Genomic DNA, 26847 nt, shown 5'->3' on the forward strand with positions numbered 1-26847 from the left:
GGGAACCCCCAGGGAACGGTGAGCGGCCACGGACATCCGGTGTGCGCGCACACGCCCGACGCCCCAGGCGAACCGGCTACCTGGGCGGAAGAGCGTGGCGCCGTGGATGACTGGGAGGTTCACTGCGCATCGCAGCACCACCTCCCGCCGTCTCGTTCCGTTATCGCCACAGCACAGCGTACTAGCCATAGATGACGATCATGGCAAGAAATCCGACATTATGGACAGCGGGCGGCTGTCGGTTCCGGAAACAGTGGTGAACGGGTGCGCGCCGGCGCGCACCCGTGACGAAAGGTTCCGCTCGGCGCCGGCCGACCGCGCCCGTCAGGCGACGCGGCCCAGCACCGTCTCCGGCACCACGACCTCGTGCGCCCGCTCCGCCGGCACCACCTCGACGGCCGCCCCGGCCAACGCCTCCAGCGCGCCCTCGAACCGCTCCGGGGTATCGGTGTGCAGGGTCAGCAGCGGCGCCCCGGCCACCACCGGATCGCCCGGCTTGGCGTGCAACTCGACGCCCGCGCCCGCCTGCACGCTCTCCTCCTTGCGGGCCCGCCCCGCCCCCAACCGCCAGGCCGCGAGGCCCACCGCATAGGCGTCCAACCTGGCCAGCACCCCGCTGGCCGGCGCCGGCACCACATGACGCTCGCGGGCCACCGGCAGCGGCGCGTCCGGATCGCCGCCCTGGGCGCTGATCATCCGCCGCCAGCGGTCCATCGCCGAACCGTCGGCCAGCGCGCGCTCCGGATCGGCGTCCGGCAGCCCTGCCGCGTCCAGCATCTCCCTGGCCAACGCCAGGGTCAGCGCCACCACATCGGCCGGACCGCCACCGGCCAGCACCTCGACGGACTCCCGCACCTCAAGCGCGTTGCCCGCGGTGCGCCCCAGCGGCGTGGACATGTCGGTGAGCAGCGCCACCGTACGCACCCCGTGGTCGGTGCCGAGCCCCACCATGGTCTCGGCCAACGCGCGGGCGTCCGGCAGGGTCTTCATAAAGGCCCCCGAGCCGACCTTCACATCCAGCACCAGCGATCCGGTGCCCTCGGCGATCTTCTTGGACATGATCGAGGAGGCGATCAGCGGCAGCGACTCCACCGTGCCGGTCACATCGCGCAGCGCGTACAGCTTCCGGTCGGCCGGGGCCAGGCCATCGCCGGCCGCGCAGATCACCGCCCCGGCGTCGGTCAACACGCTCTGGATCTCGGCGTTGGAGAGCTGCGCCCGCCAGCCGGGAATGGCCTCCAGCTTGTCCAGGGTGCCGCCGGTGTGGCCGAGACCGCGCCCGGACAGCTGGGGCACGGCCGCGCCACAGGCCGCGACCAGCGGCGCCAGCGGCAACGTGATCTTGTCGCCGACGCCGCCCGTCGAATGCTTGTCGGCGGTGGGCAGGGCGAGCGCGCCGAAGTTCATCCGCTCGCCCGAATTGATCATCGCGGCCGTCCAGCGGGCGATCTCCCGCCGCTCCATGCCGTTCAGCAGGATGGCCATGGCCAGCGCCGACATCTGCTCGTCGGCCACCTCCCCCACCGTGTAGGCGGCGACCACCCAGTCGATCTGTGCATCACTGAGCGCTCCGCCGTCGCGCTTGGTACGGATGATGGAGATGGCGTCCATGGCAGCGTCGCGTCCGAACGTGAGAAGGGACAGGAAAGGGGCAGGAAGGGTCGATCGGTGCCGGTCAGCGTATGCGCCAGCCGGACGAGACGGACGGCATCCCGTCCAGCCCGCCCAGCGGTCAGCGGGTCAGCGGTCGAGTTCCCAGGCGAGGGGGAGGAGTTCGGCCAGCGGGCGGGGGCCGTCGGCGGTGTCCACCAGGAGGTCGGGGCCGCCGTGCTCCATCAGGAGCTGGCGGCACCGGCCGCACGGGGTGATCACCTCGTCCGCACCGTTGGCGCAGCTGAAGTGGGTGAGCCGGCCGCCGCCCGAGGCGTGCAGCGCGGAGACCAGGCCGCACTCGGCGCACAGGCCCAGGCCATAGCTGGCGTTCTCCACATTGCAGCCGGTGACCAGCCGCCCGTCGTCCACCAGCGCCGCCGCGCCCACCGGGTAGCGGGAGTAGGGGGCGTACGCCCGCGCTCTGGCGGCGCGCGCGGCGGTGCGCAGCGCCGGCCAGTCGACGGTGGGCTCGGTGGGCCCGGGCATCAGCCGCCCTCCCCTCGTCGGTAGGGCTTGCCGATCGCCCGTGGCGTGCGCAGCCGTTGCGCGAAGAGCGTCAGCACCAGCAGCGTGGTCAGATACGGGCTGGCGGTGACCAGTTCGAGCGGCATCGTCTCGGTGACCGAGTACCAGAGCCACAGCAGCGCGGCGACGCCGACCAGCGCGACGCCGACCACCCAACGGCCCCGGTAGTACTGCCAGCCGGCGACGCCCAGCAGGATCAGCGCGAAGAGCAGCAGCGTCGCGTGCACCACCGCGCCGCCGCCCCGGGTCTGGAGCGCGTCCATGAAGCCGAAGAGGCCGGCGCCGGCGGCGACGCCACCGGGGCGCCAGTTGCCGAAGATCATGGTGGCCAGGCCCAGATAGCCGCGTCCGCCGGTCTGCCCGTCCTGGTACATCCGGATGAGCACGGCCAGATAGGCGCCGCCGAGCCCGGCGAGCCCGCCGGAGACGGCCAGCGCCACGTACTTGTAGAGGTAGACGTTGACCCCGAGCGATTCGGTGGCCTGCGGGTTCTCGCCGCAGGAGCGCAGCCGCAGCCCGAAGGACGTGCGCCAGAGCAGCAGATAGGTGCCGACGAAGAGCAGCACGGCGAGCACCGTCAGCCAGGAGACGTTGTGCACCACGGCACGCAGCACGCCGGCCGCGTCCGAGACCAGGAACCAGTGCTTGTCGGAGAGATCGGCCAGCCAGTCGGAGATCCCCGGCACGCTGAACGGCTCTATCCGTTCCATCTGCGGCGACTGCTTGTCGTTGCCGCCGGCCGCCGCCGCCTCGCTGCCCTCGCCGCCGAACCACTGCTTGGCGAGGAACTGGACCACGCCGAGAGCCAGGATGTTGATGGCCACACCGGAGACGATGTGGTCGACGCCGAAGGTGACCGTCGCCAGGGCGTGCACCAGGCCGCCCAGCACGCCGCCGATGACGCCGGCCACCACGGCGGCCCAGGGGCCGTGCTGCCAGCCGATCCAGCCGGCGGCGAAGAGGCCGAGCATCATCATGCCCTCAAGGCCGATGTTGATCACGCCGGAGCGTTCCGCCCACAGGCCGCCGAGCCCGGCCAGGCCGATGGGGACGGCGAAGGTCATGGCCGCCGTCCACTGCGAGGTGGCGGTGAGGCTGTTCTCATCGGTGAGGACCCGGACCAGCGACAGCAGGAACAGGGCGCCGGCGAGCAGCAGCAGCACCTTCGGGTACGTCAGCCGTGGGCGGCCGCCGCCCTCCACCGGGCCGCGGGGGCGGACCCGGTCCAGCATGGTGTTGAGGTTGCTGGTCACGCGGACACCTCCGGCGCCTTGTCGCTCTTCCTGGCCTGCGCGAGCTTCTCCCCGACCAGGCGTTGCTGCCGTCGGACGCCCCAGCGGCGCACCAGCTCATAGGCGATGACGACGGAGAGCACGATGATGCCCTGCATCACGCCGACCAGCTCTTGGTCGAAGCCCCGGAACTCCAGGTGGGTACCGGTGCGTTCGAGGAACGCCCAGAGCAGCGCGGCGAACGCCATGCCGACCGCGTGGTTGCGGCCGAGCAGCGCGATGGCGATGCCGGTGAAGCCCAGGCCCTCGGGGAAGTCGTTGCCGTAGTTCCCCGAGTCGTTGAGCAGCGTCGGCATCCCGACCAGACCGGCGACCGCGCCCGACAGCAGCATCGCGGTGATCACGGTGCGCGAGACGCTGACGCCGCTGGCCTCGGCGGCCGACTCGGAGCGGCCCACGGCCCGCAGGTCGAACCCGAAGCGGGTGCGGCTGAGCAGGAACCAGTAGGCGATGCCGATCACCACCGCGATCACCACCGTGCCCTGGATCGCCTGGACGCTGGTGGGGATCTCGAAGAAGTGGCTGGACTCCGGGATGTCCGGGGTGTGCACGATATTGCCCTCGCGCTCGGCGAGGCGGCCGGCCTGCAGGAAGTAGGCGATCAGCGAACCGGCGATGAAGTTCAGCATGATGGTGGTAATCACCTCGCTGACGCCCCTGGTGGCCTTCAGATAGCCGGCGATGCCGGCCCAGATGCCACCGCAGACCATCGCCACCAGCAGGATCACCGGGATCTGGATGAAGCCCGGCAGGCTCAGCGCCCCGCCGACCACGGCGGCGAAGAAGGCCGCCACCCGGTACTGGCCGTCGACCCCGATGTTGAAGAGGTTCATCCGGAAGCCGATGGCCACGGCGACGGCGGACAGGTAGTAGGGGATCGCCTTGTTGAGGATCCAGACCTGGCTGTCGCTCTTGGTGCCGTAGTCGAACATCGCGGAGAACGCGGTGAACGGGTTGTCACCGGTGGCCGCCATCACCAGCGAGGTGATCGCGACCGCGGTGGCCAGCGCCAACAGCGGGGCGGCGAAGCCGAGTACCAGCTTCTCCCGGTCCCGCACGACCAGTCGGCGCAGGACCGTTCCTGGCTTGCCCCCGGTCATGCGGCACCTCCCTCGGGGCCGTCGGAGCCGTGCTCGGGCTCCGCTTCGCCGTGTTCGGCCGTCAGATGGCCGCTGGTGGTGCCGGTCATGGCGGTGCCCAGTTCCTCCGGGGTGATGGTGGCGGGGTCGGCGTCCGCGACCAACCGGCCCCGGTACATCACCCGCAGGCTGTCGGAGAGGCCGATCAGCTCGTCGAGGTCGGCCGAGATCAGCAGCACCGCGAGACCCTCGCGGCGGGCCCGGCGGATCTCGTCCCAGATCTGCGCCTGGGCGCCCACGTCCACGCCCCGGGTGGGGTGCGCGGCGATCAGCACCTTCGGCCGGTGGCTCATCTCGCGGCCGACGATCAGCTTCTGCTGGTTGCCGCCGGAGAGCGATCCGGCGGTGACGTCGATCCCCGGGGTGCGGACGTCGTACTCGGTGACGATCCTCCGGGTGTCGGCCTTGGCGTCCTTGCCGGTCAGCCAGGGGCCCCTGGAGTTGGGCGGCTCGGTGACATGGCCCAGCATCCGGTTCTCCCAGAGCGGGGCGTCCAGCAGCAGCCCGTGGCGGTGCCGGTCCTCGGGGACGTAGCCGATGCCGGCCTCGCGGCGGCGGCGCGTCGGGGCCTGCGAGATCTCCTCGCCGTCCAGCGTGATGGTGCCGCCGTCCGGCCGGCGGATGCCCATCACGGCCTCGACCAGTTCGGCCTGGCCGTTGCCCTCCACGCCGGCGATGCCCAGCACCTCGCCCCGGTGGATGGTGAAGTCGATATCGGCGAGCACCTCGCGCTTCAGCCCGTCCGAGTCGACACCGGAGAGGTGCAGCCCCGAGACGGTGAGCATCGGCTCGTCGGTGACGGTGGACTCGCGGGTGGCGGGAGTCGGCAGTTCGCTGCCGACCATCAGCTCGGCCAGCCGCTTGGGGTCCGTCTCGCCCGGCAGCACGGTGCCGACCGTGGTGCCGCGCCTGATCACGGTGATCTCGTCGGCCACCGAAAGCACCTCGCCGAGCTTGTGCGAGATGAACAGCACGGTCAGGCCCTCGGCCGTCAGATCGCGGAGGTTGCCGAAGAGGGCGTCCACCTCCTGCGGGACCAGCACGGCCGTCGGCTCGTCCAGGATCAGGGTGCGGGCGCCCCGGTAGAGGACCTTCAGGATCTCGACGCGCTGCCGGTCGGCCACGCCGATGTCCTCGACCAGCAGCTCCGGCCGGACGTTCAACCCGTAGGTCTCGGACAGTTCGGCGATCCGCCGGCGGGCACGCGCGCCGATGCCGTACGCCTTCTCGGCGCCCAGCACGACGTTCTCCAGCACGGTCAGGTTGTCGGCCAGCATGAAGTGCTGGTGCACCATGCCGATGCCGCGCGCGATGGCCTCGGCCGGGCCGCGGAAGCTGACCTGCTCCCCGTCGATCGCGATGGTGCCCTCGTCGGGACGCTGCATCCCGTAGAGGATCTTCATCAGGGTGGACTTGCCCGCCCCGTTCTCGCCCACCAGCGCGTGCACGGTGCCACGTCGCACGGTGATGTCGATGTCGTGGTTGGCGACCACGCCGGGGAAACGTTTGGTGATGCCGCGCAGGGCCACCGCCGGAGCGCCGAACTCCTCGGCGTCCTGCGGAGGTTGGGGCGGACTGCTGGAGGCTGGGATGACGCACTCTCCTCGGGAGCGAAGGAGCGCCGCCCGGGGGCGGTGGGGCGGGACGGGTGGGGCAGACGGTACCGCGCCGGGCGCCGGCGACGGAGCGTCCGGGGGGCGCGAACCCCGCCGGAGCACTCGCCGGCGCCCGCGCCGTCCGCCCCGGCGTGGGGGGACGGCGCGGGCGCGGGTCCGGCTGTCGTTACGGGGTGTCGCTGACGGTGATCTCGCCGTCGATGATCCTCTGGGTCGCGGCGTCCAGCTCTTCCTGGATGTCGTCGATGAACCCGCCGGAGGTGGCCAGCGCCACGCCGTCCTCGGCCAGCGAGTACACATGCACGCCGGACGGGTTCTCACCGTTGTGGACGGCGGTGATCAGGTCCTCGACGGCGACGTCGACCCGCTTGACGCCGGAGGTCAGGATCGAGTCCTGGTACTCGGCGAGGCCGGGCTGGAGGTAGGCGTCGGAGTCGACACCGATCGCCCAGGCGCCCTCGACGCCGGCGACCTGCTCGATCGAACCGGTGCCGGAGGCGCCGGCGGCGGTGTAGATCACGTCGATGCCACGGCCGAGCATGGCGTCGGCCTTCTGGCTGGCCCGGGCCGGGTCGGCGAAACCACGGTCGTCGTCGGCGTAGAGGTAGTCGACCTCGACCTCGACATCGGGGTTGGTCTCGGTGACGCCCTGGACGAAGCCCGCCTCGAACTTCTGGATGAGCGGGTTGTCCACGCCGCCGATGAAGCCGACGCTGCCGCTCTCGGTCTTGAGCGCGGCAGCCACGCCCGCGAGGTAGGAGACCTCGTGCTCGGCGAAGACCATGCCGTAGATGTTGTCGCCCTCGGGGGCGGCGTCCACCACGCCGAAGGTGGTGTCCGGGAAGTCGGCGGCGACCTCGGTGATGGCGGCGTCGTAGAGATAGCCGACGCCGATCACCGGGTTGTAGCCCTCGCTGGCCAGCGAGGAGAGCCGCTGGACGCGGTCGGCGTTGGTCTCGCCGCTGCGCGCCGTCTGGAACTCGGCTTCGTCGAGGCCGAGGGCCTCGGTGGCCCGGTCGGCGCCCGCGGCGGCGGCTTCGTTGAACGAGTGGTCGTCACGACCACCGACGTCGAACGCGATGCCGGGGCCCTTGGCCTCACCGTCGTTGCTGTCGTTGGAGTCCGTCGAACTCTCACCACAGGCGCTGGCGGTCAGGGCCAGCGTCGCGGCGATGGCGACCGTTGCTGCGAACCTTGATACGCGGCGCAAGAGGACCGATCCCTTCGGGTGTGAAGCGCCTCTTACGGCGCTGTTGGGGCCGATCGTAACGCGCGTAGACAGACGTGGAAGCCACGAGTTCCGCCTGTTATCAGATCGGTGTTAAGGCAACGTGGACGCAACATGAGCGTCCCGCCAGGGGCGACTTTCCGAACCGGCACGCAACATGGCACGTCATCGCCGCTTCCTGGCCGCCCTCCCGCTCCGCACCGATCCCGTCCGCCTTGGCCCTTCCTCAGATCTTCCTCGGGTCTTCCTCCGCTCTTCCTCAGCTCAGCAGCGCGGCGGCCGTCAGCAGATCGACGCCGACCGAGATCGCGTGCTCGTCGACATCGAAGTCGCCCTGATGGATATCGCGCGGGGTGGCTCCCGCCTCGCCCCTGGGGCGGACGCCGAGCCGGGCCATGGCGCCCGGCACCTGCTCCAGATACCAGGAGAAGTCCTCGCCGCCCAGGCTCTGTTCGGTCGGCTCGATGCTGTCGGCGCCGAACCTGGCCGTCATCGCGTCGCCCAGCAGCGCGGCGGAGACCGCGTCGTTGACCACCGGCGGGACGCCCCTGATGTACTGGATCTCGGACTTGGCTCGCCACATCGTGGCCACCTCGTCCACCGCCGCGTGCACCAGGTCCGGCGCCCGCCGCCAGGTGTCCAGATCCAGGCAGCGCATCGTGCCGGACAGCTCGGCGCCCTGCGGGATGACATTGGGCGCGTGGCCCGTCTGCAGCCGGCCCCAGGTGACGGCGAGGCCGGCGCGGGTGTCGACCCGGCGGGCCAGCAGCGCGGGCACCTCGGTGACCACCTTGGCCGCCGCCGTGACCAGATCGGTGGTCAGCTGCGGGCGGGCGGTATGGCCGCCGGGCCCGGAGAGCTTGATCTCGATCCGGTCGCAGGCCGAGGTGATGGCGCCGGTGCGCAGACCGATCCGGCCGGCCTCCACCTTGGGATCGCAGTGCAGCGCCAGAATGCGGCCGACGCCCTGGAGCACCCGGGACTCGATGGCGTCCGTCGCACCGCCGGGCAGCACCTCCTCGGCCGGCTGGAAGAGCAGCCGCACCGGGCGGGCCAGCCGCCCGTCGGCCGCCAGCCGGGCCAGCACGAGACCCGCGCCCAGCACGACCGTGCTGTGCACATCGTGGCCACAGGCATGCGCCCGCCCCGGCACGGTGGAGCGGTAGGAGACGGTCTTGGTGTCCGGAATGGGCAGCGCGTCGATATCGGCGCGCAGTGCGAGCAGCTCTCCCTCCGCCCCCTCGGGGCGGATGTCACAGACCAGGCCCGTGCCGCTGTCGAGTACGCGCGGCGCCAGACCGGCCCGCTCCAGGCGGTCCTTGATGACGGCGGTGGTGCGCACTTCCTGGTTCCCCAGCTCGGGATGCCGGTGCAGATCGCGGCGGAACGCGATCAGCTCCGCACGCAGCGCGTCATCGAGCGTCGTGGGGGTGGACTGAGGGGACAGCAGATCACTCACGTGACCGAGGTTAGCCCCGATCAGGGCCTGGTGGGCGGTCGATCATGCAAAGTTCACACAACAGAAGTGATGCCGGCCGATTACGCCCATCGACGACTGGGTATGAGTGCTCTCTTATCCACGCTTGTTTACGAATGGCTGTTGTTGCCCGGCTTGTTGACGGGGTGTGCGCTGCGCCGACGGGCCCTCACGGCTGTGGCGCCGGCAGCGAGACCAGGCCGTGGACGCCGCGCGCCGAGCTGGTCACATTGGAGAGGAAGCCGCTGGCCCGGGCGGAGACCCGGTCGGTGAACCACCCCTCGGCCAGCGCGCAGACCAGCACCTTGACCTCGGTGTCGGCCAGCACCCTGGGCAGGGTGTGCACCACGGTGGAGGGGAAGCTCAGCACCCGGCCGCCGATCGGCCCCCGCCTGGCGACCAGCTCAAGCGGCAGGTCCGGCCTGACCACCTCGACGTTCGCCAGCTCGCCGAGCCGGCGCAGCTTCTCCGCGCTCTCCTTGCGGTGCGCCCAGTAGCGGGCCACCCCGTGTTCCCTGGCCAGATCGGTGACGGCGGCCAGATAGCGGTCCTCGCGCAGCACCCCCGTCTCCACCAGCGAGGTGCCGACCAGATCGGCGCCCGCGGTCACCCTCGGATGCCCGAAGTGCTCCCTGGTCCAGGGGAACGTGTTCTCGGTGACGGTGATCCCGTCCAGTTGGCGCACCGGCATCGCCGTGAACACCTCGACGGTGCGGCCGGCGCCGGGACGCAGCCGGTGCACCGCCCGGCGCGCGACCGGCGCGAAGAGCAGCCCGGCGGCGCCCCTGGCCGCCGGCCGGTGCCAACGCACCAGCCGCTCGCCGTCGGCCAGTTGGGAGACGAACTCCATGGTCGCCGTCCCGTCGTCCACCACCACCACATCGCGTGGCCTGGTGAGCGAGAGCAGCAGCTGGAGGTAACGGGAGAACGGGTCGCCGATCACCAGCCGCCGGGCCCGCCGCAGCGGCCCGGCCAACGCGGCCAGCGCCCTGGTGGGCGCGGCGGCCCCGCCACGCGCCTCCTGCCACCGGACCTCATGGCCCGATTCGGTGGCAAGCCCCGCCATCCGCCGCAACTGCCCACGGGTGGTGGGATCCCGGGGCGGCAGCACCACCAGCGTGCAGCGCTCCGCGCGGGCGCCGCGCGCCCACTCCAATATGTTCAGCAACTGCACCGGGCTCTCGGCAAAGGCCAACGTGCCGACCTCGGACTCACTCATGGTCCCTCTCCGTCCCGTGCTCCCTCACCGTGCCCTGCCGGCGGCCAGACGCCAACGCCGGCCGAGGCCGTGCCCCCGCGCCCTGCCGGCCCGGCCCGGCTGGGGCAGCGGGCCAGCACCCCCTCCGGCCGAAGGCCGCCGGCCCGGCCGGTGGCCGTGCCGCCGCCCGGGGCCGAGCCCCGGGTACTTCCCGCCGGAGGCCGGCGGCACCTCGCAACCCGGGGCAGGGCCCCGGGCTCCCCGACCCGGCTGGGGCAGCCGAACCGCCCACCCCGCTCCACCCCGGGGTCCGGGGCGGACCCTCGGCATCTCCGGCCGAAGGCCGCCGGCCCGGCCGCGCCAGCGGGCGGTATCCAGCCGGCGGCCGGCCACACCCCGCGCCGCCCCCGGGGCAGAGCCCCGGTACCCCTCCGGCCAAGGGCCGCCGCCCCACCCGCACCAGCGGACGGAACCCCGCCGGTCGCCGGCCACGTCCACACCCGGTACATCCGGCCGGAGACCGCCGCCCCGCCCGCGCGAGCGGACGGAACCCGGCCGGTGACCGGCCACGCCCACGCCCCCCCCGGGGGTCCGGGGCGAAGCCCCGACACCCCTCCGGCCGAAGGCCGCCAACCCGCCCGCGCCAGCGGGCGGTATCCAGCCGGCGGCCGGCCACACCCCGCGCCGCCCCAAGGACCCGGGGCGAAGCCCCGACACCTCCGGCCGAAGACCACCGCCCCACCCGCGCAAGCGGACGGAACCCGGCCGGTGACCGGCCACACCCGCCCCCGGAGTCCGAGGCAGAGCCCCGATACCCCGCCGGCCGGAGACCGCCGGACAACCCGCACCAGTGGGCAGAACCCGGCCGCTGGCCAGCCACGCCCACGCCCCGGTACATCCGGCCGGAGACCACCGACCCACCCGCACCAGCGGACGGAACCCGGCCGGTGACCGGCCACGCCCACGCCCCCCCGGGGGTCCGGGGCGAAGCCCCGACACCCCCCGGCCGAAGGCCGCCAACCCGCCCGCGCCAGCGGGCGGTATCCAGCCGGCGGCCGGCCACACCCCGCGCCGCCCCAAGGACCCGGGGCGAAGCCCCGGCACCCCTCCCCGGCCGAAGACCACCGGCCCGCCCACACCAGCGGACGGAACCCAGCCGGTCGCCGGGCCACCCCCGCCCCCGGAGTCCGAGGCAGAGCCCCGGCACCACTCCCGGCCGAAGACCGCCGACCCGCCCGCGCAAGCGGACGGAACCCGGCCGCTGACTGGGCCACACCGACGCCCCCGGGGTCCGGGGCGAAGCCCCGGTACCCCTCCGGCCGAAGGCCGCCGGGGTGCCCGCGCCAGCGGGCAGAGTCCAGCCGGTGGCCGGGGGCCAGCCCGCCCGCGCCAGCGGGCGGGAGGGGTGGCAAGGCCGACCGCAGGTCACACCGTGGCGGGTTGGGGGGTGTTCTCCTCGTGTTCGGCGATGACGCCCTTGACGCGGCGCAGCTTCTTCATCGGTGCGCGCTCGCTGTCATAGACCCGCTTGACGCCGTCGCCCAGGGACTCCTCGATGGTCCTGATGTCCCGGACCAGCCGGGTCAGGCCCTGGGGTTCGACGGAGGCGGCCTGGTCGGAGCCCCACATGGCGCGGTCCAGGGTGATGTGCCGCTCCACGAAGACCGCGCCGAGCGCGACGGCGGCGAGCGTCGTCTGGAGGCCGGTCTCGTGTCCCGAGTAGCCGATCGGGACGTTGGGGTACTCGGCCTGGAGGGTGTGGATGACCCGCAGGTTCAGTTCCTCGGCCTTGGCCGGGTAGGTGCTGGTGGCGTGGCAGAGCAGGATGTTCTCGCTGCCCAGCACCTCCACCGCGTGCCGGATCTGCTTCGGCGTGGACATGCCGGTGGAGAGGATCACGGTCCGGCCGGTGCCGCGCAGCGTCCTGAGCAGTTCGTCGTCGGTGAGCGAGGCGGAGGCCACCTTGTAGGCGGGCACGTCGAAGTTCTCCAGGAACGCGACGGCCTCGTTGTCCCACGGCGAGGCGAACCAGTGCAGGCCGCGCTTGACGCAGTAGTCGTTGATCGCGCGGTAGGCGTCCTCGTCGAACTCCACCCGGTGCCGGTAGTCGATATAGGTCATCCGGCCCCAGGGGGTGTCCCGTTCGATCTCCCACTGGTCGCGCGGGGTGCAGATCTCGGGGGTGCGCTTCTGGAACTTGACGGCGTCGCAGCCGGCCTCGGCGGCGGCGTCGATCAGGGCGAAGGCGTTCTCCAGGTCGCCGTTGTGGTTGATGCCGATCTCGCCGGTGATGTAGACCGGGCGGCCAGGCCCCACGATGCGGTCGCCGATCTGGCGGAGCCGGTTTCCTGCGGTCATGATGCGTTGAGTTCCTTTCCGAGGAGCCACGAGGCGATCTCGCGGATCGCGCCTGCGCCCCCTGGCGCGGAGGTGACCGCGCGGGCGGCTGAGCGCACGACGTCATGGGCGCTGGCGACGGCCACCGGCCAGCCGACCAGGTGGAAGCAGGGCAGGTCGTTGACGTCGTTGCCCGCGTAGAGCACGCGCTCCGGCGCGATCCCTGCTTCCTCGCACCACTGTTTGAGGGCGAGGTCCTTGCGGTCGATGCCGTGGAGTACCGGGACGCGCAGCTTGCGCGCCCGGGCGGCGACCACCGGGTTCTCCTCCGTGGACAGGATCAGCACGGCGAGGCCGGCGCGGCGCAGCGCGGCGACGCCGAGTCCGTCGCCGCGGTGCACGGCGACGAACTCCCGTCCTTCGGAGTCGACGAGCACCCGGTCGTCGGTCTGGGTGCCGTCGAAGTCGAGCACCACCGCGTCGATATCGGCGCGGGTGGGCAGATAGCCGAACAGTCCGGGGAAACCGGAGATGTCCGAGAAGCGTTGGAAGCGGTCGAGGTCGCCCGATCCGGTGGCGGCGCCGGCGGCTATCGCGTTCCGGCCGCCGTCCAGCAGTGGGGCGAGGGCGCGGGCGCGGGCCAGATCGTGCGGGTCGTCGATCTCCAACACCCGGGCGGGGTCGGCGCGGACCAGTTCGGTGCGGCCGAAGAAACGGTGCCGCTCGGCGCGGAAGCCGGCCGACCGCATGGCGTAGGCGGCGCCGGTCTCCAGCAGGTCCTGCGGCCGGTCCTGCCGGCGCGGCCGGTACGCCTTGTCGTGGTTGACGCCCTGGCCGCCGGTGGCGGTGGCGTCCCGCCAGACGTAGCCGTGGAACGGGGCGACGGTGAGCGCGGTGTCGGCGCCGTCCAGCACGGCGGCGGTGACGCCGTCGATCTCCTCACGGCTGATGAACGGGCTGGTGCACTGGACCAGCAGCACCACGTCGACCGTCACCCGGTGGCGTTCCTCGTAGACGCCCATGGCGTGCAGCACGGCGGCCTCGCTGGTGGCGGTGTCGCTGGAGATCTCCTGCGGGCGCTCCACCACCTCGGCGCCCGCGGCGTGCGCGGCTGCGGCGATGCCGGGGTCGTCGGTGGAGACCACCACCGAGGTCAGCAGCCGGGCGGCCCGGCACTCCCGGACGGCGCGGGTGATCAGCGGGGCGTCCCCGACGGGCGCGAGGTTCTTGCCCGGCACCCCCTTGGAGCCCCCGCGCGCGGGGATCACGGCCAGCACTGTGCTCATGGCTCACGCCTTCGTTGTGGGTCGGACGCTGGGTCGGTCGCTGGATCGGGTTGGGTCGAAGGGCGGGGCGGGCGCGGTCACAGCTGCCCCCAGCGGCGGATCAGCGGGGCGACGCGCTGGGCGCCGGCGCGGTAGGCGCCGCGCGCGGTGCGGCGCAGCAGCCGCCGCGAGGCGGCGCGCATGCCGGCGTCCGTGCCGGTGGACGGCTGGGCGGCCAGCGGCTCGCCCTTGGTGTCGAGTCCGTGCCGGGCCAGCAGCGTCGGCAGGTAGCCGGGCGCGGTGCGCGGTGTGTAGTAAGGGGACAGCGCGGGCAGTCCGGTGAGCCGGCGCTGGTCGAGCAGCCCGGCCAGCCGGCCGCGGGCGACGGCGAAGCCGTGCTCGACGCTCTCCGTGCCCCGGGTGATGCCCTGTTCGGCCAGCCAGTGGGCGTCGGGCGTCGGCAGCAGTCCGTCGTCGAGTTCGTCCCAGGAGGCCAGGCAGCCGGAGCCGATGAAGTAGTGGTTGCCCAGCGGTTCGCGTACGCCGAGGTCGGTGAGGACGGCGGTGGGGATGGAGCGTTCCAGCGCTTCGAGGGCCGCCGTGGAGCTGACCGTCACCAGCAGGTCGGTCCCGTCCAGGATCTCGCCCATGTTGCCGTAGGCCAGGCGGAAGTTCTTCGGCCATGCGTCCTTGGCGCGTTCGGCGAGCCGTTGGTAGGGCAGCTCCTCGATATGGGTGGTGTGCTCGCTCGGCTTGCTGCGCAGCTTGAGCACCACCTCGCGCTCCGGGTTGCGCCGGGCGTGCGCCATGGCGCGTTCCAGCAGGTAGGCGCGTTCGGCGCGGCCGTGGGGGACGGACGGCTGCACGGCGAAGACCACCCGCGTCGGCCGTTCGCCCCGGCGCGCGGGGCCCGGATCGTAGGGCGTGCCGCCGAGGAACGGGAGGGCGCATTCGGTGACGGACGCGCTGCCGGCGCGCACCCCGTCGTAGACGGCCCGGAACCGGCCGGCGTCGTAGCGGCTGTTGGCGAGCACCAGATCGGCGCCGTGGCGCAGCAGCAGTCCGTCGGACAGCTTCTCGTAGACCACCCCGACATAGCCGGTGACCACCACGGGGCGCCGTTCGAGGCCGCGCCAGACGCGGGCGAGGCCGTGCAGCATGGCCTGGGTGGTGCCGCCGACACAGGCCAGCACCAGCACGTCGAACGGTGGCTCGTCGGCGCCGGCCCGGGCGCGGCGGCCCTGCTCGGCCAGGAAGTCGACCGCGTTGATCTCGGTCAGCTCGTCGGCCTCGGCCCCGATCTCCGCCAACTGCCGCGCGGTGGGCGTGGCGCGGCCCCAGAGCAGATAGCCGTGGACGGTCGACTCGGGGGCTATGCGAAGCGCCGTGAGGGCGCCCCACTTCCACCGGGTGTCGGAGTCCGCCAGCACGGCCACGCGGAGTGGGGTGGGGGATGAATCGGGCACGTTCTGAACATTAGGCAGCCGTTTCGAGTGCCGGGCCAACTCAGTCACAACAACCAGTTAACAGCACGACACAGAAACTCTAACTGCGCCGGGAACACCCGGAGTTCACCTTGCGGAAGGCGATTGTTCACAGGGTGTGCCCTGGGCCGCCCCACGCCGTTCACCTGGGTGTTTCAGCGCTCCCTAGGGGCACGGGAAAGGGAATGGAATGCCGCCGGAAATACCCGCGCGAAAAGGCGGAGGGGAAAACCGCGCGCGCAGGAAGGGGCGGAGAGAAGGATGCGGAGAGGACGCGAATAAGGGGGGAGAGAAGAAGAAACGAGAAAAAACGAGAAAAGGGGCCGCGGGGCGGCCCCTTGGGACGGCGTGGGTGGGGCTGGGGGAAATCCGCCCCACCCACGCCTGGGGCTCCCTGAGGTACGGGGGGGACCTCGGGTTTCGCCCCTGCGGCCGATGACCAGTCGGCCTGCTTCTTACTGCGCCGTAGGCCCCGTTTGCGTTACACGCCCGACGTGGTGGGCTCTTCCACCAGCTCGGCGAGCCGCCGTAACCCCCGGTGGTTGGCGGTGCGCACGGCTCCCGGGCGGGAGCCGAGCAGCAGCGCCGCCCGCTTGGCGTCGAGCCCGAAGAGGGTGCGCAGCATCACCGCGCCGGCCTGCTCCTGGGGAAGCTCGGCGACCAGCTCCATGGTCCTGCTCGTCCCCAGGGCCGCGATGGCCTCCTCCGCCGTGTCGGCGGAGGAGGGGAGATCGGCGAGCACCGTCTCGTCGGTGCCGCACTCCTTGGGCCGTCGGCCGCGCGCGCGCAGGTGGTCCAACGCCCTGTTGCGCGCGATCCGCGAGGCCCAGCCCCGGAAGCGATCCGCGTCGCCGACGAATCGTCCGAGGTCACGCGATATATGGAGCCATGCCTCGGCGGTGACGTCCTCCGCGTCCGGCTCCGCCACGATGGTCCTGACGTAGCCGAGTAACCGTGGATGGACGGCGTGGAAGACGGCGTGGAACGCCGTCTCGTCGCCGCCCTGAGCGGCGCGTACCGCCTCGGTCAGCTCCTTGTCTGCCCCCTGCACTCCCGCCCCCTTTGCGGCCTGATCGCCGCACACGCATTCCAGCGGTGGTAACTGTGTGTCCCTGGTGTCTGAACGCTACGCGTCCTTGGCGGCATCGTCCATGGCGCATCCGGCCGCATCCGCGCGGTAACGGAATCCCCTCGCCCAACGCAGAGAGATGTACGGACTCGGCCCGGGACGGGCTCGCGTCCGGCGGCAGCCGGGGTCTCTCCTGTGGGGGGTGGCGGCCCCGGCTGTCCCCTGCGCCTCGCCGTTGTTCGCGGGACGCCCACGCTCCTCTCACCGCACCGTCGCAGGACCTCCTCGTGGCCTCCATCTCGGGCCCCGGCGCCGGCAGTTCGCCGGATCGGGGCTCGCGGCCGGTGTGAGACTCGTCTCACCACCGCTTTCCCCACCGGGCCGGGGTTCCACACACCCGCGGCCCGGTTCCGGCTCAACCGGTCTTCCACCGGCCGCCAGTTGACCGTCAGTCGGCCGTCACCCGATCCGCCAGCTCGCTGAACGCGGCCCAGTCCAGGGCGGGTTCACGCGGATCCCAGAGCTTCTGGGCCACCGCCCGCAGCGGTCCGACGATGCCTTCGGCCACCTCCTCCTGGGTCTGCGCGTCGGCCAGATCGCACCAGACGGCGAACCTGCCGCCCAACACGTCGTCGGCGTTGGCGAATTCGTCCGGCACCGGCTCGCTGCCGCGCACCACGTCCGGGGTCCACTCGTCGTAGATGCGCTCACCCGTCGGATAGATGAACTCGTTGGGCTCGCCCAAGACGTAGTACAGGTACTCGGAGTTCATATTGATCAGCGGCCAGCCGCCCTCCAGGTACTCGACGGGCTCCCGGGCGCCGATCTCGCGTCCGGTCCAGTAGGTGACCTCCCGGTCGTGGTCGGGCTGGACCTCGCCGCCGGCGTGCATGCCGTCGTTCCAGACCTGCGGGATCTTGCCGGCCTCCCGCGCGGTCTCGGCGCGGTCGTTGAGCCAGGCGGTGGCCAGGTCGGCCACGGTGCCGTTGTCGCCGAACTGCTCCCTGGCCGCCTGGGCCAGCTCCGGGTAGGTGCCCTCGGGGTCCTGGCGCATCACCGCCGCGTACTCGTCGCCGCCCAGGTGCAGATAGTCGCCGGGGAAGAGCTCGGCGTACTCGCGGATCAGGTCGTCGAGGATCTCGGCGGCCTCCGGCCGGGTGATGTCGATGGCGCCCCTGGTCTCGCTGCCGTCGGGTTCGCGCAGTTGGAGGTCGGGGTGGGCGGCCATGACCGCGCCGAGGTGGCCGGGCGAGTCGATCTCGGGGATCACGGTGATGTGCAGCGATTCGGCCAGTCGGATGATGGAGCGGACCTCGTCCTTGGTGAGGTGGTCGTCGGAGACGATCTCCGGATGCGACTCGCTCTCCACCCGGAAGCCCTGGTCGTCGCTGAAGTGCCACTGGAGCTGGTTGAGCTTGAGATCGGCCATCTCGTGCAGCCGCTGCTCGATCCACTCGGCGTCGAAGTGCTTGCGGGCGGTGTCCAGGCTCAGTCCGCGCTGGGGACGGTCGGGCTGGTCCTCGATGACGCCCTGGGCCACGCCGCCCTGGCCGCGTACGGCCTGGACGAGGGTGACCGTGCCGTAGAAGGCGCCGGCCTCGGTGGCGGAGGTGATGGTGACCCGCTGCTCGTCGGTCTCCAGCCGGTAGCCCTCGTCGCCGGTGTCGGCGTCCTCGTCGAGGCGGAGCTCGATATCGCCGGCGCCCGGGTCCTCGTCGGCCCGGTCGAGGGAGAGTTCGTCGGCCAGCCGGTCGGCCTCGTCGGTGAGCGGCCCGTCCGGGTCGGTCACCACCCGGGTTGAGTCGGCGGGCGCCCAGCCGGGTCCTGGGGCCGGTTCGAAGGAACGGACCGCCGGCACCGTCTCCGGGGCCTCGCCCGGTCCGGTGGGCAGCGGGGTCGCTGGGGAGGGTGAGTCGCCTCGGCCCTGGGGGGTGTGGGACCTGGCGGCGTCGTGGGGGTCGCCGGACGGACGGGCGACGGTGAAGACCAGAGCTGTGGCTATCACCGCTACCGCGCCGACCAGTGCGAATATTCGCCATGGCGCTTGTCGCATAATCCGACGGTAGCCGCTGGTCATCAGCTGGCAAACGGATGACGAGCATGCCGGATTTATCGCACCTGTGGCCCCCCGGGGCAAGCGACCCGATAAGCGCCGATACCATGTGCGCGGCCGGTGGACCGTACCCGGCCGGGCCCGTCCGACGTCCCCACGAGAACTGGATCTGCCGGCAGGCCCCTGTGACATCGCGTGCGAAGGGTTCTTCCGTGCCGGCAGGAACGTTGTACCGCGGCCGGGAAGGCATGTGGTCATGGGTGGCGCACCGCGTCACCGGTGTCCTCGTTTTCTTCTTCCTGTTCGTCCATGTGCTGGACACCGCTTTGGTCCGCGTCTCACCCGAGGCGTACGACGACACCATCGCGGTCTACAAGACACCGATCGTGGCCCTGATGGAGTACGGCCTGATGGCCGCGGTGCTCTTCCACGCGCTCAACGGCCTGCGCGTCGTCGCCGTCGACTTCTGGTCCCGGGGCACCAACTACCAGCGCCAGATGCTGTGGACCGTGGTGGGCCTGTGGGTCGTGCTGATGGCCGGCGCCGCCTACCCGGTGCTCGGCCACGCCGTCCGCGAAGTGTTCGGGAGCTGATCGCCATGTCCGTAGGGTCAACCGAGACCACCGCCGTCAGCCCCGACAACCCGGCCCCGCTGATCGAGCCGCCCCGCGCCCGCACGGCGCGGACGCCCAGGTCCACCCGCACCAACTTCGAGCTGTACGGCTGGCTGTTCATGCGGCTCTCCGGCATCGTGCTGGTGGTGCTGGTCCTCGGCCACCTGCTGATCCAGCTGGTGCTCGACGGGGGCGTCAGCAAGGTCAGCTTCGCTTTTGTCGCCGGCCGCTGGGCCTCCCCGTTCTGGATGGCCTGGGACCTGATCATGCTCTGGCTCGCCATGCTGCACGGCGCCAACGGGCTGCGCACGATCATCAACGACTACGCGCAGCGGGACGGCACCCGCTTCTGGCTGAAGATGCTGCTGTACACGGCCACGGTCTTCACCGTGCTGCTGGGCACCCTGGTGATCTTCACCTTCGACCCGAACATCCGCTGAACGCACCGGGGCTGACGAGGCATTCGAGCATGCAGATCCACAAGTACGACACCGTCATCGTCGGCGCCGGCGGCGCCGGTATGCGCGCGGCCATCGAGGCCACCAAGCGCAGCCGGACAGCGGTGCTGACCAAGCTCTACCCGACCCGCTCGCACACCGGCGCGGCGCAGGGCGGCATGGCCGCCGCGCTCGCCAACGTCGAGGAGGACAACTGGGAGTGGCACACCTTCGACACCATCAAGGGTGGCGACTACCTGGTGGACCAGGACGCCGCGGAGATCCTGGCCAAGGAGGCCATCGACTCCGTGCTCGACCTGGAGAAGATGGGCCTCCCCTTCAACCGCACCCCCGAGGGCCGCATCGACCAGCGGCGGTTCGGCGGCCACAGCCGTAACCACGGCGAGGCCCCCGTGCGCCGCTCCTGCTACGCCGCCGACCGCACCGGGCACATGATCCTCCAGACGCTGTACCAGAACTGCGTCAAGGAGGGCGTGGAGTTCTACAACGAGTTCTATGTCCTGGACCTGCTGCTGACCGAGGTCAACAGGCAGCGCCGCACCGCGGGCGTCGTCGCCTACGAGCTGGCCACCGGCGAACTGCACGTCTTCCAGGCCAAGGCCGTCGTCTTCGCCTCCGGCGGCAACGGCAAGTTCTACAAGGTGACCTCCAACGCGCACACCCTGACCGGCGACGGCCAGGCCGCCGCGTTCCGGCGCGGACTGCCGCTGGAGGACATGGAGTTCTTCCAGTTCCACCCGACCGGCATCTGGCGGATGGGCATCCTGCTCACCGAGGGCGCGCGCGGCGAGGGCGGTATCCTGCGGAACAAGGACGGCGAACGCTTCATGGAGAAGTACGCGCCCGTCATGAAGGACCTGGCCTCCCGCGACGTGGTCTCCCGTTCCATCTACACGGAGATCCGCGAGGGCCGGGGCTGCGGCCCCGAGGGCGACCACGTCTATCTCGACCTCACCCACCTGCCGCCCGAGCAGCTGGACGCCAAGCTCCCCGACATCACCGAGTTCGCGCGCACCTACCTCGGCATCGAGCCCTATACGGACCCGATCCCGATCCAGCCGACCGCGCACTACGCGATGGGCGGGATGCCGACCAACGTGCTGGGCGAGGTGCTGGCCAACAACACCGATGTGGTGCCCGGGCTCTACGCGGCCGGCGAGGTCGCCTGCGTCTCGGTGCACGGCGCCAACCGTCTTGGCACCAACTCCCTGCTGGACATCAACGTGTTCGGGCGTCGGGCCGGCATCGCCGCCGCCGAGTACGCGGCCACCGCGGACTTCGTGCCGCTGCCCGACGAGCCGGCGGGCTTCGTCGCCACCGAGGTCGAGCGGATGCGCGACGCCACCGGCAGCGAACGGGTCACGGACATCCGCCGGGCGCTGCAGGAGACCATGGACAAGAACGCCATGGTGTTCCGCACCGAGGGCACCCTGAAGGAGGCCCTGGGCGACATCGCGGAGCTGCGCCGCCGCTACCGTTCCGTCTCGGTGCAGGACAAGGGCCGGCGGTTCAACACCGACCTGCTCGAAGCGCTTGAGCTGGGCAACCTCCTGGAACTCGCCGAGGTGCTGGTGGTCTCGGCGCTGGCCCGCAAGGAGTCCAGGGGCGGCCACTACCGCGAGGACTACCCGACCCGCGACGACGTCAACTTCATGCGGCACACCATGGCGTACCGCGAGGTGGACGCCGACGGCAACGAGACGATCCGGCTCGACTACAAGCCCGTCGTCCAGACCCGCTACCAGCCGATGGAGCGTACGTACTGATGGCTACCCCGACGATGGAGAAGTCCGCCGCCCCGGCGGCCGGCGCCGACCACCTGGTCACCGTCACCTTCCGGATCCGTCGCTTCAACCCCGAGGTCTCCGCCGAGCCGAACTGGCAGGACTTCGAGATCGCGATCGACCCCAAGGAACGGGTCCTCGACGCGCTGCACCAGATCAAGTGGGACGAGGACGGCACGCTGACGTTCCGCCGCTCCTGCGCGCACGGGATCTGCGGCTCGGACGCGATGCGGATCAACGGCAAGAACCGGCTGGCCTGCAAGACGCTGATCAAGGACATCACCACGATCAAGGGCTCGGTCGCCACCAAGCCGATCCTGGTCGAGCCGATCAAGGGCATGACGGTCCTGAAGGACCTGATCGTGGACATGGAGCCGTTCTTCCAGGCGTACCGCGACGTGATGCCGTTCCTGATCACCTCGGGCAACGAGCCGACCCGCGAACGCCTCCAGTCGGCGGCCGACCGCGAGCGGTTCGACGACACCACCAAGTGCATCCTCTGCGCGGCGTGCACCTCGTCCTGCCCGGTGTTCTGGAACGACGGCCAGTACTTCGGCCCGGCGGCGATCGTCAACGCGCACCGCTTCATCTTCGACTCCCGGGACGAGGGCGCCGAGCGGCGGCTGGAAGTCCTCAACGACAAGGACGGCGTGTGGCGCTGCCGCACCACGTTCAACTGCACGGACGCCTGCCCGCGCGGCATCGAGGTCACCAAGGCCATCCAGGAGGTCAAGAAGGCCCTGATCACCCGCCGCTTCTGAGCCCTCCCAGGCGGGGCGCTCCCCCCACGGCGGCGCGGCCGCCGCCAGCGGGGCGGCTGCGCCGCGGGCTCGGGACGCGATAGACGCCTCCGGCGGGGCGCCCTCCCGGGCGGGGGACGGCTGCGCCGCAGCAGGGGCAACGCGAGCGCTGCCGCCAACAGGGCGGCGGCTGCGCCGCAGGCTTGGGCCGGCGAGGCGCCCTCCCGGGCGAGGACGGCTGCGCCGCGCCGGGGGCAACGCTGACGCTGCCAGGCGGCGGGGCGGCGGCCACGCCGCAGCGCGGGCAACGCCCCAGGCACGGGCCGCGTAGGCGCCTCCGGCAAGGCACCCTCCCGGACGGAGGCGGCTACTGCTGGCCGACGGTGCGGCGGCTCCGCCGCAGGCTTGGGCCGGCGAAGCGCCCTCCCCGGGCGGGGACGGCTGCGCCGCAGCAGGGGCAACGCTGACGCTGCCAGGCAGGGCGGCGGCTGCGCCGCAGGCACGAACCCGCGTTAGACGCCTCGGGCGCGGCGCCCTCCCCGGGCGAAGGGGGCTACTGCTGACCGACCGTGCGGCGGCTGCGCCGCGGGCACGGGCCCCGTTAGACGCCCCCGGTAGGGAGCCCTCCCGGACGGGGGCAGCCACGCCGCAGCGCGGGCAACGCGAGCGCTGCCGCCAGAAGGATGGCGGCTGCGCCGCAGGCACAGGCCCTGTTAGGCGCCTCCGGCGAAGCGCCGCCAGCGGGGCGGCGGCTGCGCCGCAGGCTTGGGCCGGCGCGGCGCCCTCCCCGGGCGGGGACGGCCCCGTGGGGGCACCACCCGGTCGCCGGGCCGGGGTGGGGTGGGCGGGGCGGGGAGGGTACGGGGCATGGGAAAACGTTCGGGGGGGTGTCAAGCTGCGGGTATGAGCACTGCGCAGAGCACCACCGTTGTCGCTCGGCTGCGCGAGGCGCTGCCCGCCGAGGCCGTTCTCACCGATCCCGATGTCACCGCTTCCTATGCCCATGACATGGCCAGCTTCTGCTCGGCCGGCTCCCCCGCGGCCGTCGTGTTGCCGCGCACCGTCGAGGACGTCCAGCGGGTGTTGCGGCTGGCCACCGAGCTGCGCGTGCCCGTCGTGCCGCAGGGCGCGCGTACCGGGCTCTCCGGCGCGGCCAACGCGATCGACGGCTGCGTCGTGCTCTCGCTGCTGCGGATGGACCGGGTGTTGGAGATCGACCCGGTGAACCGGATCGCCGTGGTGGAGCCGGGCGTGGTCAACGCCGATCTGTCCAAGGCGGTGGCCGAGCACGGCCTCAGCTATCCGCCCGATCCGTCGAGTTGGGAGCAGTGCACCATCGGCGGCAATATCGGCACCGGGTCCGGCGGTCTGTGTTGCGTCAAGTACGGCGTGACCGCCGAGTATGTGCTCGGCCTGGACGTGGTGTTGGCCGACGGGCGGCTGCTGAGCACGGGGCGGCGCACCGCCAAGGGCGTCGCCGGCTACGACCTGACGCGGCTGTTCGTCGGCGCCGAGGGCACCCTGGGCGTGGTGGTCCGGGCCGTGCTGGCGCTGCGGCCGGCGCCGCCGAGGCAGTTGGTGTTGGCGGCGGAGTTCGGCTCGGCGCGGGCGGCCGGGGAGGCGGTGGCGCGGATCATGGCCGCGGGGCACACGCCCTCGTTGTTGGAGTTGATGGACGGCACCAGCGTGCGGGCGGTCAACCGGCTGACGAGGATGGGCCTGCCGGAGTCCACGCAGGCGCTGCTGCTGGCCGCGTTCGACACCCCGCAGGCGTCGGAGGAGCTGGCGGCGGTCGGCGAGCTGTGCCGGGAGTCGGGCGCGACGGAGGTGGTGCCGGCGGACGACCAGGCCGAGTCGGAGCTGCTGCTGGCCGCCCGCCGGGCCACGCTGCCCGCGCTGGAGGCGGTCACCGGGACGACGATGATCGACGATGTCTGTGTGCCGAGGGACCGGCTGGCCGAGCTGATCGACGGGGTCGCGCTGATCGCCGAACGGCAGGCGCTGACCATCGGCGTGGTGGCGCACGCCGGGGACGGCAACGCGCATCCGACGGTCTGCTTCGACGCGAGCGATCCGGACGAGGCGGCCAGGGCGCGGGTCTCGTTCGACGAGATCATGGCCCTTGGCCTGGAGCTGGGCGGCACGATCACCGGGGAGCACGGGGTCGGAGTGCTCAAGAAGGACTGGCTGGCCCGCGAACTCGGCCCGGTCGGGCTGGAGTTGCAGCGCTCCGTCCGCCGGGTCTTCGATCCGCTGGGCATCCTCAACCCCGGCAAGGTCCTCTGACGGCGGGCCCTACCCGCTGGTCTCCCCGGCGGCGGGGTCCCCGTCGGCGGCGCGTTCCTCCGGCGTCATGCAGAGTTCGTCGAGCAGTTGGCGGCGCAACCGGGCCGGGTCGCGGGTGAGTTCGGGTTGGATCTCGGTGCGCCAGATCTCGGCCGCGCGGGGCAGCGCGCGGTCGAGGGAGCGGCGCAGTATCCGCTTGGCGACCTGCAGCGGCACCGCGACCACCGGTCGGAGCAGGCCCCGGCCGCGCGCGGTGATCAGCAGGTCGACGGCCCAGCCGCCGCCGGCCGCCGGCCGGGGGACCGCCCTGGCCTCGGCGCGCACCAGCGAGTGCGTCACCTGCACCCGCAGCGGCGGCGGTCCGTTCTCGCCGGCCGCCGACGCGTACCAGCGGGGCACGTCCAACTCGGCCTTGAGGGTGAACCAGCGCAGCCAGCGGCGGCGTTGGCGGCCGGGGCGGGACATCGAGCCGTCGATGCGGAGCGTGGCCCGTTCGGGGTGGGAGACGTCGCGCAGCCGGAACTCGGCGGCCAGCCGGGGGCTGGGCCCCGGGCCGAGGCGTTGGCCGTCGACCCGGAGCGCGGTCTCCACGCCCGGGTCCCAGGCGAGCAGCGTGACCCGGGGCGCGACCACCCCGTCGGCCAGCGGCTGCGCCGTGGCCTCGTCGCGGTCGTAGCGGGCGCCGGGGCGGGCGTGCTCGCCGGCCAGCAGGGCGATGCCCCGGACGAGCCGGCCGTCGTCGGCGAAGAGCTGGTGCCCCTCGGCGTGCAGGCTCTCCCACACGTCGTGGGGCACCGCGATCACCCGGGACAGTTCACGTTGGCTGACGACGGGGGCCAGGATGACGGTGTGCTTGAGTCGGGCCATGGCCGCATCCTGCCGCACGGATCAGATTCGGCGAAGCTCCCAGAGCCGCCAGACGCCACTTCCGGAGTTCAGCAGCTGCACGCCGGTGATGTTGGACGCGCTGATGGTGAACCGTTTGTCCTGCCAGATGGGGATGATCGGTGCTTCCTCGGCGGCCAGTTCGTGGATCGCCAGGAAGTTCTCCGCGGCGCGCCCCCGGTCGGGTTCGGCCTGCGCGTCGGCGATCAGCCGGTTGACCTGCTCGCTGGCGAAGCCCGTGGCGAGCCCGTCGCCGGGGCCGAGGATGCCGTCGGTGAAGGTGGCGGGGTCGGGGAAGTCGGGGCGCCAGCCGATGATGTAGGCGTCGTAGTCCCGCGCGCTGTAGACGCCGGGGATGAAGTCCGACCACTCGTAGTGCGTGATCTCGACCTCGAAGATCCCGTCGGCCTCCAGCTGACGTTCCACCATCTCGGCCTCGGCGTGGTTGCCCGCGCCGCGCGAGTAGGCCAGGTCGAAGGAGAGCGGCAGTTCGTGCCCGGCGTCCACCATCCGCTGCCGCAGCACATCGGGGTCGTTCTCCCGGTACTGGTCGTAGAACGGGGTGCCGTGGCCGGTGAAGCCGACCGGGATCAGCGAGTAGAGCGGTTCGACGGTGCCGAACTGCACCCGGCTGCTGATGGCGTCGCGGTCCAGCAGCGCGGCGATGGTCTGGCGGGCCACCCGGCTGCCGAGCGGCATGTCCTCGTCGGTGTTGAAGGCCAGCACCCGGATCGATCCGGCGGGTGTCTCGGTGACGGGGTGGTCGGGGTCGCTGAAGTTGGTCCCCGCCATCACCTCGGGCGCCGTCTTGCCGTCGTTGACGTCGAGTTCGCCGTTGTCCCAGGCCTCGGCGAGCTGCTCCTCGGCGGAGGCGCCCTCGTCGTTCTCGTAGAAGTACCGCACGGTGACGGGGAACTCGGGGACCTCGTTGGCGCCCCGGTAGCTCTCGTTGGGCACCAGCTCGACGGAGTCGCCGTCGTTGCCGTTCCGCAGGACATACGGGCCCGAGCCGTCGACCTCCCAGCCGGTGCGCGGCTCCAGCTTCTCGTACTTCTCCATGTCCACGATGGCGCCGGCGCTGCCGGCCACCACGAAGGGGAAGGTCGCGTCGGGCTGGTTCAGCTCGAAGATGATGTCCTGGCCGTCGATGCGGACCGCCTCAAGGGTGGCCAGCAGGGCCGAGGGGCCGGCGTGGGAGAACTTCTCCTCCTCGGGGATGGAGTCGTCCTCCGCCTCCTGGTCGGCCCGCTCGGCCATGGCCAGGATCCGCTCGTAGGAGAACTTGACGTCCTCCGGGGTGATGCCCCGTCCGTTGCTGAACTGGAGGTCGTCCCTCAACTCGCAGCGGAAGACCGTCAGTTCGTTGTCGGTGAAGGCGCAGCTCTCCGCGGCGTCCGGGACCGGCTGTTCACGTCCCTGCTCGAAGGTGAGCAGGGATTGATAGAGATTGCTCATCAGCGCCCAGGCCGAGGCGTCATAGGCGCCGCCCGGGTCCACCATGGTGGGTGTGGAGGTGGTGCCGACCACGATCGGGTCCTTGCCGTCCTCATTCGATTGGAAGAGGATCCAGCCGCCGATCGCGCCGGCGACCAACACCATGGCCAGCCCGATACCTATGGCCCCTTTGGCCCGGAAACGTCGCACTCCCCGCGCCCTTTCTCGGAAAGACAAGTAAGCGTGCCCACCCAACCACAGGGACGAGTGGGCCACAGCAGGCAGGGGGCAACGGACCGGCCACACTTCA

The 26847-nt window shown here is 71.8% G+C and carries 20 protein-coding genes; 5 read left to right on the forward strand and 15 right to left on the reverse strand.

The features are described 5' to 3' along the window. Nucleotides 1–324 precede the first annotated feature (324 nt). The 13 genes from AOM46_RS07470 to AOM46_RS07530 all read right to left on the reverse strand — a co-directional run bounded on the left by AOM46_RS07470 (nucleotide 325) and on the right by AOM46_RS07530 (nucleotide 18336). On the reverse strand, nucleotides 325–1611 hold the full coding sequence (locus tag AOM46_RS07470) for a thymidine phosphorylase (RefSeq protein ID WP_062207237.1): 1287 nt from the start codon (nucleotides 1609–1611) through the stop codon (nucleotides 325–327). Between the two features lie 129 nt (nucleotides 1612–1740). After that, on the reverse strand, nucleotides 1741–2139 hold the full coding sequence (locus AOM46_RS07475; protein ID WP_062207239.1) for a cytidine deaminase: 399 nt from the start codon (nucleotides 2137–2139) through the stop codon (nucleotides 1741–1743). Next, nucleotides 2139–3410, reverse strand: coding sequence for an ABC transporter permease (locus tag AOM46_RS07480; RefSeq protein ID WP_062208656.1), 1272 nt, complete (start codon nucleotides 3408–3410; stop codon nucleotides 2139–2141). The genes AOM46_RS07475 and AOM46_RS07480 overlap by 1 nt, the downstream gene beginning before the upstream one ends. A 17-nt stretch (nucleotides 3411–3427) precedes the next feature. After that, complete coding sequence (locus AOM46_RS07485) at nucleotides 3428–4570, reverse strand: ABC transporter permease (RefSeq protein ID WP_062207241.1); 1143 nt, start codon at nucleotides 4568–4570, stop codon at nucleotides 3428–3430. Beyond that, a complete protein-coding gene (locus AOM46_RS07490) occupies nucleotides 4567–6201 on the reverse strand; it encodes an ABC transporter ATP-binding protein (protein WP_062208658.1) in 1635 nt (544 codons plus the stop codon). Before AOM46_RS07490 ends, AOM46_RS07485 begins: the two co-directional genes overlap by 4 nt. A 190-nt stretch (nucleotides 6202–6391) precedes the next feature. After that, on the reverse strand, nucleotides 6392–7435 hold the full coding sequence (locus AOM46_RS07495) for a BMP family protein (protein WP_062207243.1): 1044 nt from the start codon (nucleotides 7433–7435) through the stop codon (nucleotides 6392–6394). Nucleotides 7436–7712: 277 nt separating this feature from the next. Further along, nucleotides 7713–8912, reverse strand: coding sequence for an amidohydrolase (locus tag AOM46_RS07500; protein ID WP_062207245.1), 1200 nt, complete (start codon nucleotides 8910–8912; stop codon nucleotides 7713–7715). Nucleotides 8913–9099: 187 nt separating this feature from the next. Then, the gene (locus tag AOM46_RS07505; protein WP_062207247.1) at nucleotides 9100–10149 is read right to left on the reverse strand and encodes a hypothetical protein; all 1050 of its coding nucleotides are present in this window, start codon (nucleotides 10147–10149) and stop codon (nucleotides 9100–9102) included. Between the two features lie 1404 nt (nucleotides 10150–11553). Further along, the gene (locus AOM46_RS07510; protein ID WP_062207249.1) at nucleotides 11554–12486 is read right to left on the reverse strand and encodes an N-acetylneuraminate synthase family protein; all 933 of its coding nucleotides are present in this window, start codon (nucleotides 12484–12486) and stop codon (nucleotides 11554–11556) included. Next, nucleotides 12483–13751: an acylneuraminate cytidylyltransferase gene (locus AOM46_RS07515; RefSeq protein WP_062207252.1), complete on the reverse strand. Its 1269-nt coding sequence runs from the start codon at nucleotides 13749–13751 to the stop codon at nucleotides 12483–12485. Before AOM46_RS07515 ends, AOM46_RS07510 begins: the two co-directional genes overlap by 4 nt. 77 nt (nucleotides 13752–13828) lie before the next feature. Next, complete coding sequence (locus AOM46_RS07520; RefSeq protein WP_062207255.1) at nucleotides 13829–15196, reverse strand: DUF6716 putative glycosyltransferase; 1368 nt, start codon at nucleotides 15194–15196, stop codon at nucleotides 13829–13831. Between the two features lie 499 nt (nucleotides 15197–15695). Then, nucleotides 15696–16265, reverse strand: coding sequence for an RNA polymerase sigma factor (locus tag AOM46_RS07525; protein ID WP_078856587.1), 570 nt, complete (start codon nucleotides 16263–16265; stop codon nucleotides 15696–15698). 466 nt (nucleotides 16266–16731) lie between these two features. Next, complete coding sequence (locus AOM46_RS07530; protein WP_062207257.1) at nucleotides 16732–18336, reverse strand: family 20 glycosylhydrolase; 1605 nt, start codon at nucleotides 18334–18336, stop codon at nucleotides 16732–16734. Between the two features lie 212 nt (nucleotides 18337–18548). On the opposite strand from AOM46_RS07530, the gene sdhC reads away from it, so the two are divergent. From sdhC to AOM46_RS07555, 5 genes are all read left to right on the forward strand, one after another. Next, nucleotides 18549–18929, forward strand: coding sequence for a succinate dehydrogenase, cytochrome b556 subunit (sdhC, locus tag AOM46_RS07535; protein ID WP_078856589.1), 381 nt, complete (start codon nucleotides 18549–18551; stop codon nucleotides 18927–18929). 5 nt (nucleotides 18930–18934) lie between these two features. After that, the gene (locus tag AOM46_RS07540; protein ID WP_062207261.1) at nucleotides 18935–19390 is read left to right on the forward strand and encodes a succinate dehydrogenase hydrophobic membrane anchor subunit; all 456 of its coding nucleotides are present in this window, start codon (nucleotides 18935–18937) and stop codon (nucleotides 19388–19390) included. A gap of 29 nt (nucleotides 19391–19419) precedes the next feature. Then, the gene (gene sdhA, locus AOM46_RS07545) at nucleotides 19420–21174 is read left to right on the forward strand and encodes a succinate dehydrogenase flavoprotein subunit (RefSeq protein ID WP_062207263.1); all 1755 of its coding nucleotides are present in this window, start codon (nucleotides 19420–19422) and stop codon (nucleotides 21172–21174) included. Continuing rightward, nucleotides 21174–21953 (forward strand): succinate dehydrogenase iron-sulfur subunit, encoded by a 780-nt coding sequence (locus tag AOM46_RS07550; RefSeq protein ID WP_062207265.1) that lies wholly within the window; start codon nucleotides 21174–21176, stop codon nucleotides 21951–21953. The genes sdhA and AOM46_RS07550 overlap by 1 nt, the downstream gene beginning before the upstream one ends. 882 nt (nucleotides 21954–22835) lie before the next feature. After that, the gene (locus AOM46_RS07555) at nucleotides 22836–24218 is read left to right on the forward strand and encodes an FAD-binding oxidoreductase (RefSeq protein WP_062207267.1); all 1383 of its coding nucleotides are present in this window, start codon (nucleotides 22836–22838) and stop codon (nucleotides 24216–24218) included. A 9-nt stretch (nucleotides 24219–24227) separates the two neighbouring features. Here the strand turns inward: AOM46_RS07555 and AOM46_RS07560 are convergent, their stop codons facing one another. Both AOM46_RS07560 and AOM46_RS07565 read right to left on the reverse strand, forming a co-directional pair. Further along, nucleotides 24228–25085: a hypothetical protein gene (locus tag AOM46_RS07560; RefSeq protein ID WP_062207269.1), complete on the reverse strand. Its 858-nt coding sequence runs from the start codon at nucleotides 25083–25085 to the stop codon at nucleotides 24228–24230. 21 nt (nucleotides 25086–25106) lie between these two features. Then, nucleotides 25107–26747, reverse strand: coding sequence for an ABC transporter substrate-binding protein (locus AOM46_RS07565; RefSeq protein ID WP_158920287.1), 1641 nt, complete (start codon nucleotides 26745–26747; stop codon nucleotides 25107–25109). Between the last annotated feature and the right edge of the window lie 100 nt (nucleotides 26748–26847).

This window comes from Streptomyces sp. NBRC 109706 (assembly GCF_000974485.1).
Taxonomy (GTDB): Bacteria; Actinomycetota; Actinomycetes; order Streptomycetales; family Streptomycetaceae; genus Streptomyces.